Origin of the sequence: Chryseobacterium sp. G0162, from assembly GCF_003815715.1 — a bacterium.
Lineage (GTDB): Bacteria > Bacteroidota > Bacteroidia > Flavobacteriales > Weeksellaceae > Chryseobacterium.
This window is the reverse complement of the sequence record NZ_CP033922.1, coordinates 2,703,407-2,722,714: the sequence shown is the minus strand read 5'-3', so window position 1 is coordinate 2,722,714 and position 19,308 is coordinate 2,703,407. Positions and strand designations below refer to the sequence as shown.

15 protein-coding genes are annotated in these 19,308 nt (G+C 36.2%); 1 reads left to right on the top strand and 14 read right to left on the bottom strand.

The genetic code is table 11. The features are described 5' to 3' along the window. Positions 1–71: 71 nt before the first annotated feature. The 8 genes from EG344_RS12450 to scpA all read right to left on the bottom strand — a co-directional run bounded on the left by EG344_RS12450 (position 72) and on the right by scpA (position 7,636). Positions 72–587: a tetratricopeptide repeat protein gene (locus EG344_RS12450; protein WP_123909700.1), complete on the bottom strand. Its 516-nt coding sequence runs from the start codon at positions 585–587 to the stop codon at positions 72–74. After that, complete coding sequence (prfH, locus tag EG344_RS12445) at positions 574–1,272, bottom strand: peptide chain release factor H (RefSeq protein WP_123909699.1); 699 nt, start codon at positions 1,270–1,272, stop codon at positions 574–576. Before prfH ends, EG344_RS12450 begins: the two co-directional genes overlap by 14 nt. Positions 1,273–1,274: 2 nt before the next feature. Continuing rightward, positions 1,275–1,820 (bottom strand): hypothetical protein, encoded by a 546-nt coding sequence (locus tag EG344_RS12440; protein ID WP_123909698.1) that lies wholly within the window; start codon positions 1,818–1,820, stop codon positions 1,275–1,277. Between the two features lie 100 nt (positions 1,821–1,920). Next, positions 1,921–3,312 (bottom strand): RtcB family protein, encoded by a 1,392-nt coding sequence (locus tag EG344_RS12435; RefSeq protein WP_123909697.1) that lies wholly within the window; start codon positions 3,310–3,312, stop codon positions 1,921–1,923. A gap of 10 nt (positions 3,313–3,322) precedes the next feature. Then, positions 3,323–3,892 carry a hypothetical protein gene (locus tag EG344_RS12430; protein ID WP_228412732.1) on the bottom strand — a complete coding sequence of 190 codons (570 nt, stop codon included), beginning with the start codon at positions 3,890–3,892 and terminating at the stop codon, positions 3,323–3,325. A 591-nt stretch (positions 3,893–4,483) separates the two neighbouring features. Next, positions 4,484–5,179 (bottom strand): M28 family peptidase, encoded by a 696-nt coding sequence (locus EG344_RS12425; protein ID WP_228412731.1) that lies wholly within the window; start codon positions 5,177–5,179, stop codon positions 4,484–4,486. Next, positions 5,163–5,471, bottom strand: a complete 309-nt coding sequence (locus EG344_RS23950) for a hypothetical protein (RefSeq protein WP_164464360.1) — start codon at positions 5,469–5,471, stop codon at positions 5,163–5,165. Before EG344_RS23950 ends, EG344_RS12425 begins: the two co-directional genes overlap by 17 nt. A 44-nt stretch (positions 5,472–5,515) precedes the next feature. Further along, positions 5,516–7,636, bottom strand: coding sequence for a methylmalonyl-CoA mutase (gene scpA / locus EG344_RS12420; RefSeq protein ID WP_123909696.1), 2,121 nt, complete (start codon positions 7,634–7,636; stop codon positions 5,516–5,518). A gap of 132 nt (positions 7,637–7,768) precedes the next feature. Between scpA and EG344_RS12415 the strand changes: the two genes are divergently transcribed. Then, on the top strand, positions 7,769–8,113 hold the full coding sequence (locus EG344_RS12415; RefSeq protein ID WP_123909695.1) for a T9SS type A sorting domain-containing protein: 345 nt from the start codon (positions 7,769–7,771) through the stop codon (positions 8,111–8,113). Positions 8,114–8,188: 75 nt separating this feature from the next. Here the strand turns inward: EG344_RS12415 and EG344_RS12410 are convergent, their stop codons facing one another. From EG344_RS12410 to EG344_RS12385, 6 genes are all read right to left on the bottom strand, one after another. Further along, the gene (locus EG344_RS12410) at positions 8,189–11,179 is read right to left on the bottom strand and encodes a reprolysin-like metallopeptidase (RefSeq protein ID WP_123909694.1); all 2,991 of its coding nucleotides are present in this window, start codon (positions 11,177–11,179) and stop codon (positions 8,189–8,191) included. Between the two features lie 137 nt (positions 11,180–11,316). Further along, positions 11,317–13,419, bottom strand: coding sequence for a prolyl oligopeptidase family serine peptidase (locus EG344_RS12405; protein ID WP_123909693.1), 2,103 nt, complete (start codon positions 13,417–13,419; stop codon positions 11,317–11,319). 105 nt (positions 13,420–13,524) lie between these two features. Further along, positions 13,525–14,190, bottom strand: coding sequence for a hypothetical protein (locus EG344_RS12400; protein ID WP_123909692.1), 666 nt, complete (start codon positions 14,188–14,190; stop codon positions 13,525–13,527). Positions 14,191–14,273: 83 nt separating this feature from the next. Next, positions 14,274–15,359 (bottom strand): peptide chain release factor 1, encoded by a 1,086-nt coding sequence (gene prfA / locus EG344_RS12395; protein WP_045501508.1) that lies wholly within the window; start codon positions 15,357–15,359, stop codon positions 14,274–14,276. 147 nt (positions 15,360–15,506) lie between these two features. Further along, positions 15,507–16,805 carry an APC family permease gene (locus EG344_RS12390; protein ID WP_123909691.1) on the bottom strand — a complete coding sequence of 433 codons (1,299 nt, stop codon included), beginning with the start codon at positions 16,803–16,805 and terminating at the stop codon, positions 15,507–15,509. Between the two features lie 7 nt (positions 16,806–16,812). Further along, positions 16,813–19,257 carry a TonB-dependent receptor plug domain-containing protein gene (locus EG344_RS12385; protein WP_123909690.1) on the bottom strand — a complete coding sequence of 815 codons (2,445 nt, stop codon included), beginning with the start codon at positions 19,255–19,257 and terminating at the stop codon, positions 16,813–16,815. Positions 19,258–19,308: the final 51 nt, after the last annotated feature.

Sequence of the window (19,308 nt, the reverse complement as noted above, 5' to 3'; positions counted from 1 at the left end):
TTTATAACAAATCTATCAATTATTTAAAACATTCAAAATATTTAAAGAAATCTCATAAACAAAAATTAAATTTACACAACATTTTCCTTAGTTTTCCTCATTCTCGTTTTAGGCATTTTATTCTGAAGAAGCTTCTCTCTATCCTCTAAAATTTCAAGTGAACTTCTGCAAAAACTAAATTTCTTTGCTTCTTTAAGCTTTTCCATAGCTAGTTTATATTCTCCTTTTCTTTCCAGTAAAAGAGATTTAGCGTTCAAAATTTCTGCTTTGTCTATTCCCTTCATCTTTAGAGCATATTCAATGAGCTTTTCTGCTTCCTCATAATCTTCATTACTCAAAAGGCATTCAATATAATATTTAGGGGTGTTTACATTTCCGATATTACTCTGCATGGCTTCTTCAAAGTATCTTTTTCCTGTTTCATAATCTTTCAAGACCTCTGAATATACTCTTCCCATTAGACAAAGGCTGTCTGCATCTTCGGGTTCATAGGAAAGAGCATAATTCAAAGCATCCAAACACTCGGACATATTGTAAGGGAAATAGTCCAGGGCTTCAAAATAGTATTTATTTTTAGTTAAGGTCATTGCTGTAGTTTTTTAATTTCTGTTTAAGAATATTCCTTTGTTTTTTATAGGACTTATCCTCATATGTATTTTTAAAATCTGTTCCTGAAAATGTACGGACCGGATTGCCTCGTTCTACCTGAAGATGAAGGTTCCAGGTTTCTTTCATTCTATGTTCCAGCTGTTGAACATAAACTCCCATTACCTTTTCTTTTAATCTGATAATAGAAAGTTTTTTATTATTCAACTGTGATCGTGTATCCTGTACAAATACCGATTCATTGGTGGGAATATGAGTAGCACGAACGGCAGTATTTACTTTATTAACATTTTGTCCACCACTTCCCTGGCTTCTGGCTGTCTGAAATCTGATATCTTTTTCATTGAAATTAACCGGTTCCAAATTTTCCAATTCGAATATACCGATGAACCATTTACTTCTTTTATGCAGCTTTCTGAATGTACTTTTGCCTTCCCAACAGATGCTTCCAAGCCATGTTTTTAAAAATTCTTTAACGTGCTTCCCTTTTAGAAGAACGGTTGCAGATTTTATGGTCATATTTACATCTCCGTTTTCGCGATGAATGATTTCGTAATCTATATTGTTTTCTTTTGCTTCTTCCAAAAAGCTTTTTAATACTTTAGAAACAACCCACTGGCATTCTAAAGGTCCTCTTCCGGAAGTGATCTGTATTAATTTTTCCATTGTTATGTTGGCATTTTGCTTAATAAAGGATGTCCAATAGGATCTATTCCCTTTTGTAATAATTCTTTTGCAGCCATTACTGCCCAGCATTTATCGCTGGAATGAATATTTCTGTAGAATGAAAGTAAAAGATCAGGTTTCACCACCGTAAATCCATTGGCTTGAATGGTATCTAGATCATTTCTTTCAAAAAAATCGATCGTGATTCTATGAAATTTTTCATTTTCTAATTCTACAATTTTCTCATATCGCTTGAAGTTTTCCTGGCTAGGTAAGTGGTCGTACCGTGTCCAGACTTTTTGAAATCCATCCTGCCGGAGAATCATCACTACTTCAGCGACATTTTCTTTTTTTACAAAAACGTCAATATCTTTGTGGTCATGAGCATGTTTATATTCTGTATGTCCTGTTACAGACATAAAGTGCCATGCCCAACCACCTGATATGATGACTTTATTTTTTAGTTTTTCTAAAATTCTGAGGCCCAGCAGGATTCTGAATTCCGGCCAGACTTCTCCATATCTTTTTATATTATGAGGTGCTCCCATTTTTTTTAAGTTAAAGGTTTATAATTGACAGCTCTATGATCTGTCATCGTATTAAACCTTATAGGTTTTTGAAACCTACAAGGTTTGATTTTCACTGAGATTATCTATCCATTCTCACAATTCTTGGCTGGAATGTTCCCAGAATGTCTACCAATTCGCTTTGCGCATTCATTACTTCATGAATATCTTTATAGGCCATTGGTGCTTCTTCTGTATTTCCACCCATTAGGGTAACATCTTTAAGTTTTAACTCTTTTTTAATGTCATTTTGGATGAAAAGGCTTCTGCATTCTCCTCTTGAATGAGCTCTACCCGCTCCGTGTGAAGCTGAATTCAAAGAGTCAGGATTTCCTTTTCCGCGAACGATAAATCCTTTGGCAGTCATAGATCCCGGAATCATTCCCAATTCATTTTCATTGGCTGGAGTGGCTCCTTTTCTATGAACAATCACTTCTTTTCCGTTATGAATTTCTTTCCATGCAAAGTTGTGATGGTTTTCGATTCGGGCTTTTACTCTTCCGCCTACCGCTTTCACCAATCTTCTATGAATATCATCATGGCAGGCTGAAGCGTAGTCTCCTGCAAGGTTCATTGCCGTCCAATATTCCAAACCAAGGTGCGTGCTTAGATCCAACCAGGCAAATTGCTGCGCTTCTTTAGGCAACGGGCACTGTTCTACTGCTACTCTTGAGTAATATTGGGCGATTTCTGCTCCTAATCCTCTTGATCCGCTGTGTGAAAGGATTCCCAGATATTTTCCTTTGGGTAAACCGATTTGTTCATCTTCTTCAGTGATTTCTACTTCCCCGAATTCCACAAAGTGATTTCCGCCTCCTGAAGATCCCATTTGCTTGATGGCTTTTCCTTTTAATCTTCTTAAAATAGGAATCAGATCAAATGTATCTCTGTCGAAGATTTCGTGATCTATATGAGATTTGTGAGTCTCATACATTCCAAATTTTGTATGTTCAGCAAGAGCTTTTTCATATTTATCCCTTGCACCGTTCAGATATGAAACTGGTGTATCTAAAATGCTAAGGCTCATTCTGCATCCAATATCCATACCTACTCCATAAGGGATTACAGCATTTTCTACCGCTAAAACGCCGCCGATTGGAAGGCCATAACCGCTGTGAGCATCAGGCATCAGTGCTCCCTGAACAGAAACCGGAAGTTTCAATGCAGTGTACAGCTGATTTTTTGCTTCTTCTGAAATATTGTTCCCGAAAATCTCAAATGCTGCACGCTGTGCATTCAACATTCGTTTTTCTGTTTTTTTAGATGAAAGCAGCGTTTCTGCAATCTGTCCGAAGGTTAAATCTTTTTCAAAATTTTCCGGATGAATCAAAATATCCTTCAGAAGAGATTTCACATAATGGATATTTTTGGTTGCAAAATTTCTCTTCATCACTTCCAGGGCTACGTTTACGCTCTGATTGTTTGGATAGCCCAGTTTTAATATATCTTTTCCTTTTAGTTTTAAATTTCCCATTTTTTTTGTTTTAAATTATGGACGTATCGTCCAAAAAACTTTCTGCAATTTCTGTTGCAGACATTGTACAGGTAACATATTTCCTGCTTTTGATAAGATCTGTTTCATATTCCATTTTCCATGGATTAGATTTTCCGTAATTTTTTTTCTGAAGGATTCCCACAATTTTATACTGTTCCAAATACGCATATAGCTCTGCTTTCTCTTTTTCCAGTTCTGCATCTATAGGCTTTTGATGGGTAATCATGTGAGGTCTTGTCCTTAGGATAAATCTCCACGGATCAGTAAATTCGTAGTAGGTTTCATTGCGTTTCCGAAAAGGACAGTATTCTTCTTTTTTCAGAAAATATTGCCTTTCTTTTGGTGTAAGTCCAAATTTTGGACAGTTCCAGGAGTATGAAGAAATACGATTGAGTTTTTGTTCTCTTGCTACATATATTCTTCGGCCAAATTTTCTTTTCTTTTTTAAAAACTGGCGGCTTTCAGAATACATGTAAGTATTGATTTTCTTCAAGAGTCCTTCAAAGAACTCTCCATCACCACTCCTCATGACATCATCTCTTACAACAAAGAATCTCACGAATCCTAATTGGTAAGGATTTTCAAGAGGAATGGAAGGTTTCTTAACATCTTCGAAACTTCTTTACTACGTTTAAACTTTTTTCTTATCTGTTTTTCTAAATCTTTTTTTATTGTTCTTTTTCTGCTTCTTAAGCTTTTCAGCCGGTAAGACAGAAGGTTATCATCTCCCATATAAGGCACAAGATATCAGATACAAATCCAAAATATTGAATTTGATCTTAGTCTATTTTCCTTATCAACTAAAATATTAGTTGATTGAATTAATAATGATGAACTGTCATAGTTTTGAGAATAAAACCTCAGCCTATTGAGTTCTTAATAACACTTAAAAAGATTTCGGGGGAAACTAAATTTGAGTTTTGAAATATTGCGCAATAAAACACCCGAAACCTTTATGGCTTCGGGTGTTGATATTTCATTGTACTGTTATTCTATGAGTGTACCAAACCACGAAGCCTCACCACTGTAAGCGGTAATCCAACTGTAGAATTCTGATTAGTTCTGAACATTTGCTTCGTTGTTTTTAATTGGTTAAACTTGATTTTCAGGTGCAAATATATTAATTTTTCTGATAATCCAACTATTTTTTTCACTTAAGGTGAATAATACTTAGAAAAATAGCATCAATAACCTTTGTCATTCGCCCTATATCCAGAGTTTCCAGAGTATCAGTTGTTTGGTGATAATTTTTATTTCTAAAAAAGGAAGTATCAGTAATCATGAGGGCGGGGAAATCGAATTTCCAATAATTCAGGTGATCCGAATAATCTAAACCACCTACAAACTTCGGGGCCGGGAATGTTTCTGTTTTTATCTGATGGGAATCTTTGAAGTGATCTATAAAATTTCCAACAAACGGTCCTGCTCCACTAAATTTTTTAACCAAAGTAATAAAGTCTCCTTTATCTCCATAAACCCAGGAGAGAATTCCTATAGGAAAGCTCTGGGATTCTTGTTCATCTTTGAAATAGCCAATCATTTCTACACTGGCCATTCCATAGACGTCTATATTGTTGTCTTTTAAATATTTTGCATGAACATAGCTCCCCATATTTTCAGTCCTGAAATATGGAGGTTCTTCTAAGGTATAGGCCACCAGATCTACTCTATAATTGAGTTTCTGTTTTTGAAGCATTCTTGCCAGTTCCAAAAGTGCCGTAACTCCGCTCGCATTATCATCTGCACCCTGCTGATCTCCACAAACGTCATAATGAGCTCCTATAATAATTCTTTTACTATTTTCAGTCCCAAAGGAGCAGATTACATTTTTATATTCTTTTTCCATCTACTTTATATTCCTGAAAGCCTGTACTGTCACTATAGATATTAAAAGTCTGATGAATATACTCTGCAATGGCATTCAGCTGCTCTACATTTTTATGATTCCGGAACTTTGGAGTTTGGGTAAGTGAGACCAAATGTTTCTTAACCTGTGAGCTATCTGCAGGAACAGGAGATTTTTGTACAATTCGCTCTTTCTTTTCGCCTGAAATGAATATCAAAATACCTATAAAGAGAAAGCCTACAAAGAAAATCAGCTTTTTCTTTGTAGGCTTAGTTATATTTTTTAAACCCATAGATGTGCTTTTAATTTCTTAATGAAAATTAAAGCTTTTTCGGATTAGTTTTCTAAAAATCTCTCTAAAATTTCCACAGCACATTTTGGAAGATTGGTCCCAGGACCGAAAATAAAATCGGCTCCATTGGCGTACAGGAATTCATAATCTTGTTGCGGAATAACTCCACCTACTACGATGGTAATATCATCTGCACCCAGCTTTTTCAATTCTCCTACAACCTGAGGAACTAATGTTTTGTGCCCAGCAGCTAATGAAGATACTCCCAGAATGTGAATATCATTTTCTACAGCTTGCTTTGCCACTTCTTCCGGAGTTTGGAATAATGGAGCTACATCAACGTCAAATCCCATATCAGCAAATGCTGTTGCTACTACTTTTGCTCCTCTGTCATGACCGTCCTGCCCCATTTTAGCTACCATAATTCTTGGACGACGTCCTTCTTCTTCTTCAAACTTCTGAGTCAGATTAAGGGCTTTTTCAAAATATTCGTTTTTACCAGCATTCATAGCGTATACTCCAGATATCGTTTTAATGTTTGCTTTATATCTTCCAAAAGTTTCCTCCATCGCATCACTCATTTCACCCAGGGTAACCCTTCTTCTTGCGGCTTCAATACAAAGTGCCAGTAGATTACCTTTTCCTGTTTTTGCACTTTCACGGATTTCATTCAGGATTTGCGTTACTGCTTCAGAACTTCTTTCTGCTTTAATGCTATTTAGTCGTTCAATTTGTTTTCTACGAACTTCAGTGTTATCAATATCAAGAATCTCAATTGCATCTTGTTTTAATGAGGACCTGAATGAGTTTACTCCAATGATGAATTCTTCACCACTATCGATCTTGGCCTGCTTTTTAGCAGCGGCTTCTTCAATTCTCATTTTTGGAATTCCTGCTTCAATCGCTTTGGTCATTCCTCCTTCCTGTTCTACCTCGTCAATAAACCTCATCGCTTCTTCAATCATCTGCTGAGTAAGGCTTTCTACAAGATTACTTCCTCCCATCGGATCTACTACATCACATATTCTGCTTTCCTGCTGAAGAATGATTTGTGTATTTCTTGCAATTTTTGCAGAATAATCCGTAGGAAGGGCAATTGCTTCATCCAATGCGTTGGTGTGTAACGATTGTGTTCCACCTAATGCAGAAGATAGTGCTTCAATAGCAGTTCTTGTAATATTATTGAAAGGTTCCTGCTCTGTTAATGACCATCCGGAAGTTTGGGAGTGGGTTCTTAAGGCTAAGGATTTAGGATTCTGAGGGTTAAATTGCTTTAAAAGATTAGCCCAGATATATCTTGCGGCACGCATTTTAGCAATTTCCATGAAGTGGTTCATCCCAATGGCCCAGAAAAATGATAATCGAGGTGCAAAATCATCTACGTTCATCCCTGCCTTGATTCCTGTTCTTACATACTCGAGGCCATCTGCCAGGGTGTAAGCCATTTCCAGTACCGGAGTGGCTCCTGCTTCCTGCATGTGATATCCTGAAATGGAAATTGAGTTGAATTTCGGAATATTTTGAGAAGTATATTCAAAAATATCTGCAATAATCTTCATGGATGGTGCGGGTGGGTAGATATAGGTATTTCTTACCATAAATTCTTTCAGAATATCATTTTGAATTGTTCCTGAAAGCAATTCCTGCTTTACACCCTGCTCTTCTGCTGCTACGATATAGAAAGATAGAATTGGCAGTACTGCCCCGTTCATCGTCATGGAAACGGAGATTTCGTCTAACGGAATTTCATTAAACAAGATTTTCATATCTTCTACTGAATCGATCGCAACTCCTGCTTTCCCAACATCTCCGACAACTCTTGAATGATCTGAATCATAACCTCTATGCGTAGCCAAATCAAATGCTACGGAAAGTCCTTTTTGTCCTGCAGCAAGGTTTCTTCTGTAAAAGGCATTGGATTCTTCAGCGGTGGAGAAACCGGCATACTGGCGGATCGTCCATGGTTTTTGAACATACATGGTGGAGTACGGACCTCTCAGATAAGGTTCAATTCCTGGAGAAGTCTGCGTTAATGATTCATTTTTAATATCTTCTTTTTGATAGGAAGATTTCAACTGTAATCCATCTTTTTCAAAAGGATAGATTTCAGTTATTTTTTCAGTTATATTAAATTGAGGAGTTTTATTTTGAACTTCTCTTCTCATACTTACGGATTTATTAGATGCTAAATTTAAGCATTTTTAGAATAATAGATAAGCATTGATAATCTTATGATTACGTGAGTTTTAAATTGCAATCTTCCTATATTAAATTCTGTTTAAAAACTTTATCAAAACATGTGGAATGAATCTCTAAATCGTATTTTCAATATAAATTTAAGTATCTTCGGCGTTCCATTAACGGAAGCGTATGCCTTACCCACTTCTGTTTTAGCTGCAAAAGAAATTCAGGCTGGAAGTAAATTATCTGCTTTCCCCGTTCCGACGAATAAAATATTGAATGTGATGAATCCCGGAAACGGAGCAAATAAAATTGAGATTTTTGATGTCACCGGAAAATTAGTTACTAACAAATCTTTTTCGGCTTCAGAAGGTAAGATTTCGGTTGCTGTAGAAAATCTTCCAAAGGGAGTGTATGTATATAAGATTGGGAATTTGAGTTCTAAGTTTACGAAGAATTAATCAACTCAGCAATAATAAATAAAACCCCGGATGAAATTCATCCGGGGTTTTTAAATTATAGTTATTTATATCCTATTATTTTTTAATAAGCTTAGTATTGTAAGTGTTTTTATCATCTTTGATCGTAACAACATACATCCCTTTGATTAATGAAGCAACATTAATTCTCTGTCCGTCAATCTGACCTTCCTGAACTAATCTTCCGTCAGCAGAGTAGATTTTGTAATCTGCCTTACCTTTTAGGTTTTTCACTTCTACGAAAGTATCTGCAGGGTTAGGATAGATGGATACTTCTGATGCTTTTGTACCTCTTACTTCATCTGTTCCTAATGTTTCTGTGATCTTAACCGGAAGATCCATTACACCTCCTGCACCTGAAGGGATTTCAACACATGGGTTCGATAAGTCTGTATTACCATACTTTCCAACAACTCTCATTCTTAATGTTTTATCACCTGAATAAGCCGTGGCTGGTACTGTAAAGTTTACAGCTCCTCCAATAGCTGCATTTACTTGAGCATTATTTGATCCTAATCCAAAAATTCTTTCTGTATCTTCAAACACTCCATTTCTGTTATAATCTATCCAAGCATTAATTCTTAATTGTCTTCCTGACATTTGAGAATAAGCACTGGAGATTACTGCTCTAGCATCTAAACTATAAGTAGTTCCTTTCACTAGGTTAATTGTCTTAGCAGGGTTATCACTCACATCTTTATAAGCTCTGAATGTACCATCAGTATGAATTGCTGTGTTATTCAATGACACCTGATATACCATTCCAAAATCAGGAATTCCTGAATTTAGTATACAATAATCAACCCCTGTTGTAAGTCCCTTAGTTTTAAATGTATAATTATTAGAGAATGCACCAGGAACGGTGTTTACAACAGCAGCAACCTGTACTTCATAATTTGTTTCATCCTCTAAACCTGTCAATACAACATTGTTTGTCTGACTTAACACGTTTGACCAGTTTGAAGTAGCACCTTTTCTATAATTGATTGAGTAAGTAGCACCCGGAACACTATTCCAAGATACTCTCGCTGTTGTTTTAAACACTTCTGTATTTATTGTTGAAACTCCTGTTGGGGCTAAAGTTGTAGAAGTAGGAGCATCGGCAACAGTAATAGTAGGAGATACTGCATAGAATACATTTCCAATAGCTGATACTCTTAACTTAATTGGAGTTGTAATTGTACTTGGCATCTGCACAGTATAGCTTCCGTTGTTTGGAGTAGAGGCAACAAGTTCCGTCCAAGTTGCTCCATTCACAAGATCTGTTGTATACTCAATTTTTACATTCGTTGAGTTATAAGGAGCCTGGTTGGTATTGGCAACTTCCCATTGAATAACGTTATTAGCATTTCTATATAATACTGAAGATGTAGTAATACCATTAAATTTGAATGGTCCATCATTTCCAACTACTGTATTAATTTCCTTAGAAGAAACCATTGGTCTCATTGCATTTTGATCTCTTACAGTAACAGCATATGTTAATGTTCTTGGAATATAAGACACTGTCTCCCATACTGTTTTATTCGTAAGATTACCAGACATTACAACTGGTAAACTAGGGAAATATCTTCTTCCACTTGCAGTACCAAAATAAGACCTTGTCAATGCACCCTGTGGATTATATCCCCATCCACTATCTCCAGAGATAGAAGCATAATCATCTACACTGTCATTCTGTTCCCATGTATAGGTCAATGCATCTCCTTCAGCATCTGTTGCTGATGCATCAAGATAGTAAGCTGTTCCTTTAGGTACTGTATAGGCAGTAAGCTCACCTATTGTAGGTGGAGTATTGTTAGTAATTGCTTCTGAAGTTCCACAGCCTGATTTTCCTTCCAGACTTGTCAAAATCTGATCTATTGATTTATAATGAAAATAAGCATCTGAAGCCATTGCAACGTTATCACTAGTAATTCCTGCATATCCCATAATGGTAGTTCCTCCTCCAGGCTCTACATTAGCTCCGGATCCTTCTGATTTATTTGAGAAAGTATGATTACCTCCCAATTGGTGTCCCATTTCGTGAGCAACATAATCAATATCAAAAGAATCTCCCATAGGGTTAGTATTCTGGGTAAAGGCAGCGCCTTTCGCTAAAGCAGTAGAAGATGCCGGGTTAACACACATTACCCCTATTCCTCCTGCATTGCCATTACCCCCTGCTGCATTGAATACATGCCCAATATCATAATTGTCATTTCCAACTTGGGAAGTTAATGTCTGCTGAAGTTGTAGATTTAAATTCCCCGTATAAGGGTCTGAAGCAGGATCTGTGAAAATAATACCTGGTAAATCTTTCATAATAAGCTTAACTCCAAAATCTTTCTGGAAAACACCATTTACACGATCCATAGTTGCATGCATCTGGATAACAGTATTTGTAATTCCACCAGTTGGGTCAAACTTTTTAGTATATTCACCTGTTGTTGAAAGAGCTAATCTATAGGTTCTGAAAGTTGTACTAGAAGGTCTGCTTGTTATTCCTACATTAGAAAGGCTATTTTTTCCATTAAGCTCTAAAGCCTTTATATCTTTAAAGTTCTTCTCCTCTGTAGTACATTCAAAGCCGTGCTCTCCTTCGGTTCTTTTTGTTTTATAAAAAACTCCATAAACTTGCTTATCAGTACTAATAGGCTCTATAAACTGGAATTTTCCATCTTTAATAATCATAGACTGCATCTGAGTTGGAGCAGTACTGAATCTTACATATTTTCCGGGATCATCTACTCCAACCCCTACGTAAGAACCTAGCTGATATCTATCTGCCATAGATTTCTCCACAATAGGATCACTATATACAGCAAATCTCTCAATTTTCCCCTCTGCTGTAGGTAAAGATACAACTACTGCCTGGGCACCTCTTCCTCTTTCTACAGCATCTTTTAAAGTATTTCTCAATGACTGTAAATCTAATCTGTAAGAATATTGAACTTCTACTTCTTTTCTTACTTCAGACGTTTTTTGTGAGGCTGGCGTCCACCTCTGTGCATTAAAGCTAGACAGTCCTGCTGCCAATGCACAAACTAGTAAAATTCTTTTTTTCATAATTACTTAATTAATCTAAGATTAATAAACTTTAAATATCCGGCGTAAAAATAACAATTATAAACACAACTAAGCATAAAAAAACGACTAATTTATTAAAAATTAGTCGTTACGTTAAATATTTTATTTTTTAAGTACTATTTCTTTATTCCCATTTCATACAATGCAAATGATATCAAATCTGCATTTTCACCGATTACCTGATCTGTCGATCTCCCGGCACCATGTCCTGCATTCTTCTCAATTCTCAATAAAATAGGGTTCTTACAAGCCTGTTTTTCTTGTAATTCTGCTCCAAACTTGAAAGAGTGAGCGGGAACAACCCTGTCATCATGATCACTGGTAATAATCATTGTAGATGGATAACATGTTTTCATTTTTACATTGTGTACCGGTGAGTATGATTTCAGATATTCAAACATTTCTTTGCTGTCTTCTGCCGTTCCATAATCGTAAGCCCATCCAGCACCAGCTGTAAATTTGTTATACCTTAGCATATCCAACACTCCAACTCCCGGGAACGCAACTCTTGCCAAATCAGGACGTAAAGTCATTGTGGCTCCTACCAACAAACCTCCGTTTGATCTTCCGGAAAGTGCCATATATTCTTTTGAAGTGTAGCCTTTACTTTGTAGATATTCTCCTGCCGCAATAAAGTCTTCAAAAACGTTTCTTTTCTGCATTTTTGTTCCTGCATCATGCCATTTTTTACCATATTCACCACCTCCACGGATGTTTGGAACAGCATAAATACCTCCATTTTCCATCCAAATGGCATTCACTACTGAGAAAGATGGCTGTAAACTGATATTGAAACCTCCGTAAGAGTATAGAATCGTAGGGTTTTTGCCATCAAGTTTAGTTCCTTTCTTATAATTAATCATCATAGGTACCTTTGTTCCATCTTTGGAAGTGTAAAATACCTGTTCAGAAACGTAATCATCCGGATTGAATTTCACCTTTGGTTTTTGATATACTTCAGATTTCCCTGAGTCTACATTGAATTTATACGTAGTTCCAGGGGTAATATAATTACTGAAAGAATAATAAATTTCTTTCTCTTTTTCTTTTCCTCCAAAACCTGAAATATTTCCTTTCCCAGGAAGTGTAATTTCTCTGACTAGTTTTCCAGTTTTATCGTATTGCTTTACCTGATCTATGGCATCAATCATATATGTTGCAAAGAAATATCCACCCCCCGTAGAAATTCCCAATACGTTTTCTGTTTGTGGAATGACATCTTTCCATGTTTCCGGAGCAGGGTTACTGATTGTTGTTTTGACAAGGCGCATATTCGGAGCGTCTTTATCTGTAGAAATGAAAAGATCATCTCCCTGAGTGTCTACAATATTTGCATTGATATCAAATCCTTTATTAATCTGTACAAAATCGCCGCCTTTTTTCAAATCTTTGATAAACAATTCATTTCCATTGGTTGCGTTAGCTGCTGAAATGATTACATATCTCTGATCGTCTGAAACGCTCGCTCCCAGATATCTTCTTGGCGTTTTTTCTCCGCCGAAAATCAATTTATCTTCAGACTGCTTTGTTCCCAGCTTGTGAAAATACACTTTATGTTTATCGGTCATTCCGGAAAGTACAGTTCCTTCCTTCGGTTTATCATAACTCGAGTAATAGAATCCTTCGTCTCCCTGCCATGAAATCCCACTGAACTTAACATCTACTAAGGTCTCATCGATCTGTTTTTTGGTAACAGCATCAATGATAATAATCTTGTTCCAGTCACTTCCGCCTTCTGAAATAGAATAAGCAGCAAGAGTTCCTTTTTTGTTGAAAGAAAGATTAGATAATGAAGTGGTTCCTTTTTCTGAGAATTTATTCGGATCTAAAAATACTTCTGTAGCCTTAGTCTTATTATTTGTTCTGTATAAAACTGACTGCGCCTGCAGACCATCATTTTTAGAATAGTAAGTGTAGTCTCCCTCTTTGAAAGGTGCAGAAATTTTCTCATAATTCCAGATATCTTTCAGTTGGTTTTTAATTTTATCCCTGAATGGAATTTTTGAAAGGTAATTCTGGCTATATGCTACTTCTTCATCTACCCATTTTTTGGTAGCATCAGAATCGTTTTCCAGATCTCTGTACGGATCAGAAACTGCTGTTCCAAAGTAAGTATCGGTTTGACTTCCCTTTAATGCTTTTGGATAATTCATTGTTTGAGAATAAAAAGATGCTGAAAACAGAACTCCAGCAGTTAATAACATAGGTTTAAAATTCATACTGAACGGTTTTTATCAAAAATACATAAAGTATGTGAAATAAAAAAAGTCCCATTTTGGGGGACTTTTAATTATTTAATAATCTATTAATCAATCCTTCACTGATTATAAGTTATCGAAATAGAAATCGGTAAGATTGGTTACAATTTCATCCGGACTTCCGTTCCAGTAGTATATTTTATCACCTTCCTTCAATTCGTATAAACTGAATTCCTGGTCTGTAGTGATCGTTTTATCAGCATTACTTATATTCTGCGTCATCTGAAGCAAATATTTTTTCAGTTCATCAGCCTTAATTTTGGCAGGCTCTACTTTAGGCTCAGGGGTTGGGTTTGCAGGCACCTTAAAACTTACAATATACTTCACCTCAGCAATTTTCTGATCTTCTATATATTCATTCTGAACAACTTTGATGTCCTTAATTATAAGTTTAGCATTTCTGAAATTGGAAAATAAGATTCTGAAATAATCCTCAGCTTCTTTTTGACAGGCAGAAGTGGCCGCTTTAGGGAATACAGAAAGGAAGCTCTCTGCACTTGTTTTTATCATCCCCTCTTCATTTTCTTTAAAGTTCACGTCAAAAGCGTCTTTCCCTTCCACTGTAGGTCTCAGATAATCATTCAGTTTAAGACGGGTGGCTTCATCATTATTCAAAAAAGATCCGAAGAAAAGTTCAAATACTTCTTTTGGTTTCTTTACTTCTGTCTGTGCACTAAGCTGCTGCCCCATCATCGTGAGTAACAGCAAAAAAATAATTTTGTAGTTTTTCATAGTTTAATAATTTGAATTCATTGTACGTTTAAAAGAAAAGCCCCTGAAAAAATCAGAGGCTTTGTTTTATTTTTTTGAAACTTTTAGTAGTTTTCTTCTTCTCCTTTCATTTTTTCTGCATTCTCAGCCATAATTACAGCATCAATCATTTCAGAAATATCTCCATTCATATAAGCATCCAGATTATACATAGACTTGTTGATTCTATGATCCGTTACTCTTCCCTGTGGATAATTGTACGTTTTAATTTTTGCAGAACGGTCACCTGTAGAAACCATAGATTTACGTTGTGCTGCAATATCTCCCTGCACTTTCTGTAGTTCGATATCGTATAGCTTCGTTCTTAGCATTTCCATTGCCAATTCACGGTTAGCTAACTGAGAACGAGCTTGTTGACAAACTACTACCAACCCTGAAGGCTTGTGTGTTAACTGTACTTTCGTTTCAACCTTGTTTACGTTCTGACCTCCGGCCCCTCCTGAACGGGAAGTCTGCATTTCGATATCAGCAGGATTCAGTTCAAAGTCTACTTCTTCCGCTTCCGGTAAAACAGCTATTGTAATCGCAGAGGTATGAACTCTACCCTGAGATTCTGTTTCCGGTACACGTTGTACACGGTGAACTCCTGATTCGAATTTCATGATTCCGTAAACACCTTCTCCTTCCACCTTCATGATCAATTCCTTGTACCCTTTTGCTGCTTCATTAGAATCTGTCACTTCATGTCTCCATCCTTTTGTTTTGAAATACATGGTATACATTCTGTAAATGTCTTCCACGAAGATCGCTGCTTCATCACCTCCGGTTCCGGCACGTAATTCAACGATAACGTTTTTATCATCCGCAGGATCTTTAGGAATCAAAAGAACTTTAAGTTCTTCTTCTAATCCCGGAAGTTTGGATTGAGCTTCTAATTTTTCTTCTTTTGCAAGATCTACAAGATCTCTATCTGAGCCATCTGCAATAATTTCATCAGATTCTTCGATGCTATCTAAGGCACCTTTATACTGATCATAAACTCTTACAATTTTTCCCAAATCACTATATTCTTTGTTCAAAGAAGAATATCTTTTTTGGTCTGAAATGACATCAGGCTGTATAATAAGGTCTGCAACCTCATTATATCTTTGTTTTATAGCTTCTAATTTTGGAATTAATGATTTAGACATTGTCGAATTTTTGTGGGTGCAAAGATAAGGATTATTAATTCAAAAGTAAAGTATAAATTTTTGAGCATTAGGGATCAAGGAAACAAAATAATAAAAAGATCTCTTTACGAATTGGCCCATCCTCTTTTTTAGGTTTTCAATCTTCCTTTAAACTCCTTTGGAAAGTCTTCTGTCAATCCAATATAAAATGAGTCCTACAGCAATAATTCCTAGTCCTATTAAACTTTCTTTAGGGTTATGAATAAAGGTAAAATAAAGGATATAAAAACTGAATAGTAAAAAAACAGTCGGAAAAATATAAAAAGCATTAGATTTAAATATTTTTCTATCCTTCTTTTTAAGAAAATATACCGTCGAAATTGCTAAACTGGCAAATAATTGAAGGATAAATGCGGTATATACAAAAATCTCCTTGAAGCTTCCTGTTAAAATTATGATGGTCGCGATAACTGCATGAGCAAAGATCGCTCTCACCGGAATTCCTTTTTTATTTCCTACTGAAAGAGGTTTCCAGATACGGGTATCTTTTGCAAAGGCCTGAGTCAATCTTGAACCTACCCATAAGTATCCACTAATTGTTGCAATAAGCTGTAATGCGATAAAAATATTTACAATTTTCCCGAAGGAAATCCCAAACATATTCACCGCAGCCTCACCCATTACATCTTCTTTTCCCGCCAGTTGACTTACCGGAGCATGTTTCAGCATGATATAGTTCACAAGAATATAACTTACCGTCACAAAAACGGTTCCTATAATCAGTGATTTAGGAAGATTCTTCTGAACATCCTTTATTTCCCCAGCAATATAAGACGCTGAATTCCATCCGGTATAGGAATAGGTAACAAAAACCAATGAGGTAGCAAAGGCAGGAAGCATCATTTCATTCTGCCAGCTATTACTGAAATTCAGGCTGTTTCCAATTTGTGGAGAGCCTGATAATCCAACACCCAAAATTATCAATATAATGATAAAGGCAATTTTGATGAATGTAAAAAAATTATGGAACCGGCTTGAAGTCTTTAAACTGAACGACAAGGTAATAGCTACCAAAAAGATCGCTGCAATCGCAAAGCCATTTCCGAATGAATAATCAAATACAGAAAGATATTTCGACATGGCTAAAGCTGCCAATGCGACTGGCGAAGAAAACCCAATAATTAAGGAAATCCAACTTATCAGGTATCCAAATAAAGGATGATACGTTTCTTTAAGATAAATAAAATCACCGCCGTTTCCTTTAAAATGGGAGCCTAATTCCGCATAGCAGAAAGCTCCGAACAGCGCCAGAATTCCTCCGATTATCCATAACAGGAAAATACTGTAGGTATTGGTAATATCTGATAATTGAAATCCCAGGGTTGTAAAAATCCCTGTCCCTATCATATTGGAAACGACAATGGCTGCGGCTGTTTTCCAGCCAATCTGATGTGAAGCAGTACTCATTTACTCATTAAAAATTAAAATTAAGCCTTCCAAAAAAATAGCTTCCCAATGTACCCATTTGAACCGGTGCATATTTGAACACTCCATAATATGAATTTTTATAGATCTGAAGATCCGGGAAAACATCAAATACGTTATTAGCTCCCACCGTAAAGTTGATATTTTTTGTAATATCATACCCTACACTTACATCAGTAACTACCTTTGGTGAAAACTCCTGAACCTCTCCGAAAGGAAATCCGTCTCTTATGACTTTACCAAAATAGGTATTTCTTACGAGAAAATTGAATTTTCCAATTCCATACGTCAATCCTAATGAAGCTTTTGTTTTTGGGGATAAAGTTTCAATAATATTAATCTGATCCGGGCCAAAAAATTCATTCTGAGGTGTTCCCAGATGTTCAGGAAAATGAAAGTCTGTAATTTTTGTTTCTGTATAGTTTCCGGCAAGATTGATATTTAAGTTTCCACCTGCCAGTTTCCAATCATAGGAAACCACTACATCTACTCCTTTTGTTTCCGTATCAATCGCGTTGGCAAAGAATCTGCCGCTTTCTACTGCACTTCCTTCTCCTACTACTGAAATATCAGATAATCTGGAATCTGTGATATTGCTGGTAATGACAATTCTGTCTTTCACTTTAATAATATATCCGTCTACAGTAATGAATAAGCCTTTGGCAGGTTGTAAGGTAAATCCGGCACTTCCGTTTACAGATGTTTCTTGTTTTAATTTATCAAATCCGAGAACCTCTGCTGCCTTGCTGTCATTATTAAAAATTCCTTTCCTTACAATTCCATCACCTGAAGTAGAAATATCCGCAAAAGAGTTATTAAAATACTGCTGCTGAAGTGATGGCGCCCTGAATCCTGTTCCTACAGCTGCTCTTACTGCATAATTTTTCACAAACTCATATCTCACAGCCAATTTTCCGTTCAGGGTACTTCCAAAATCTGAATAGTTTTCAAATCTGGCAGCAGCATCAATATTCAGTTTCTTAGCAAGATCATAGGAAATATCAGCATACACCGCTGTTGAATGCCTATCTTTTTTCAAGGCATTATCCGGTGAAAAACCTATAAAAGACTGAGAACCTCCTGCCCCAATCACTGTAGAACCTTGTGTTGCAACATTACCGTTCACATCATATTGGGTATAAGAAGCCTCATCGCCTGCTTTAATCTGGTATTGTTCAAACCTGAATTCTCCTCCAAAGGCAATATTGAAGTTCTTTATCTTTTTTGAAATATCAAGATTAATGGTATTTTGCAGAAAACTGTGTGCTCCTGCATAAAATCGGGTGGGTGATTTTATCCCAAGAGAAGCATTATTGGTATTGCTTACGTTATAATTGAAAGTATTGCTCCCAAAGGTATTACTCAGGTCTATCAGCCAATTATTAACATTATATTTCGCACCTACAGCATAGGAAATATCGTAGATCTGAGAATTCAGAACTGCCTGAAAACCGTTAGGGTATATTTCTTTAACAATATTAAAATCTTCATTGGGAAGTCTTCTGAAACCATACCCTTTTCCTTCTTTAATGCTGAAACCACCAAAGGAATAGAATTTAAAGTTATCGTTCAAAGGGTATTCTGCATTGAAAAACACTTGCCCTTGTCTGATTTGGGCATCTCCGATCTGGAAATTAAAATAGTCTCTTGTTAATCCTCTTTTATTTATTTCATCATCATCATTTTGTCTTGCAATATCTGGATTATCTGCAAATTCGTAGGCAAAATTATTTCCGAAAATATCAAGATCGTGATTTTGGGTTCTCGTTGTTTTTCCTCTGTGACTTAGCTGCAATGAAAGATTGATAAAACCTTCATCTTTACCCAAAGAAGTTCCATAATTAACGCCGGCCTGGTAAGTATCACCATCATTTCTTCCGCTTAATCCATAGGTTAAACTTGCTGAAGCGCCTGCATTCTTTTTTAGAATAATATTAATTACTCCTGCAATGGCATCAGAACCGTATTGTGCTGCTGCACCGTCTCTTAATACTTCAATTTTTTCAATAGCAATGACAGGAATTGTACTTAAATCTGTTCCTACAGATCCATTTCCTACCGTATTCTGATAGTTTACCAGGGAAGTCGTATGTCTTCTCTTCCCGTTAAGCAATACCAACACCTGATCCGGCCCCATTCCTCTTAGTGTTACAGGATCAATATGCTCCGTTCCATCAGAAGCAGACTGTCTTACAGCATTAAATGAAGGGATCACATAATTCAGAATGTCCTGAGCCGTAATTTGTGGAGATGATCTTTGGACTTTATCAATATTGATTACATCTACAGGAACCGGCGTCTCTAATTTTGTTCTTTTAACATTTCGGTTTCCGACGATGATAATGTCTTCGATTTGTTTTCCTTTTTCCTCCTGCTCCTGGGCAGCGACTAAAATTGTCCCTAGCAATAATATAGCAGTGCTTAATTTTTTCATCTTTGTTCTTGCCAATTAATAATATTCTTCCGCAGATGATTCTGCAGCTAC

Bases quoted from the DNA above. Each gene is read 5' to 3' on its own strand.
- EG344_RS12450 (WP_123909700.1), bottom strand. From the start codon at position 587: ATGACCTTAACTAAAAATAAATACTATTTTGAAGCCCTGGACTATTTC.
- prfH (WP_123909699.1), bottom strand. From the start codon at position 1,272: ATGGAAAAATTAATACAGATCACTTCCGGAAGAGGACCTTTAGAATGC.
- EG344_RS12440 (WP_123909698.1), bottom strand. From the start codon at position 1,820: ATGGGAGCACCTCATAATATAAAAAGATATGGAGAAGTCTGGCCGGAA.
- EG344_RS12435 (WP_123909697.1), bottom strand. From the start codon at position 3,312: ATGGGAAATTTAAAACTAAAAGGAAAAGATATATTAAAACTGGGCTAT.
- EG344_RS12425 (WP_228412731.1), bottom strand. From the start codon at position 5,179: ATGGAAAAAGAATATAAAAATGTAATCTGCTCCTTTGGGACTGAAAAT.
- EG344_RS23950 (WP_164464360.1), bottom strand. From the start codon at position 5,471: ATGGGTTTAAAAAATATAACTAAGCCTACAAAGAAAAAGCTGATTTTC.
- scpA (WP_123909696.1), bottom strand. From the start codon at position 7,636: ATGAGAAGAGAAGTTCAAAATAAAACTCCTCAATTTAATATAACTGAA.
- EG344_RS12415 (WP_123909695.1), top strand. From the start codon at position 7,769: ATGTGGAATGAATCTCTAAATCGTATTTTCAATATAAATTTAAGTATC.
- EG344_RS12410 (WP_123909694.1), bottom strand. From the start codon at position 11,179: ATGAAAAAAAGAATTTTACTAGTTTGTGCATTGGCAGCAGGACTGTCT.
- EG344_RS12405 (WP_123909693.1), bottom strand. From the start codon at position 13,419: ATGAATTTTAAACCTATGTTATTAACTGCTGGAGTTCTGTTTTCAGCA.
- EG344_RS12400 (WP_123909692.1), bottom strand. From the start codon at position 14,190: ATGAAAAACTACAAAATTATTTTTTTGCTGTTACTCACGATGATGGGG.
- prfA (WP_045501508.1), bottom strand. From the start codon at position 15,359: ATGTCTAAATCATTAATTCCAAAATTAGAAGCTATAAAACAAAGATAT.
- EG344_RS12390 (WP_123909691.1), bottom strand. From the start codon at position 16,805: ATGAGTACTGCTTCACATCAGATTGGCTGGAAAACAGCCGCAGCCATT.
- EG344_RS12385 (WP_123909690.1), bottom strand. From the start codon at position 19,257: ATGAAAAAATTAAGCACTGCTATATTATTGCTAGGGACAATTTTAGTC.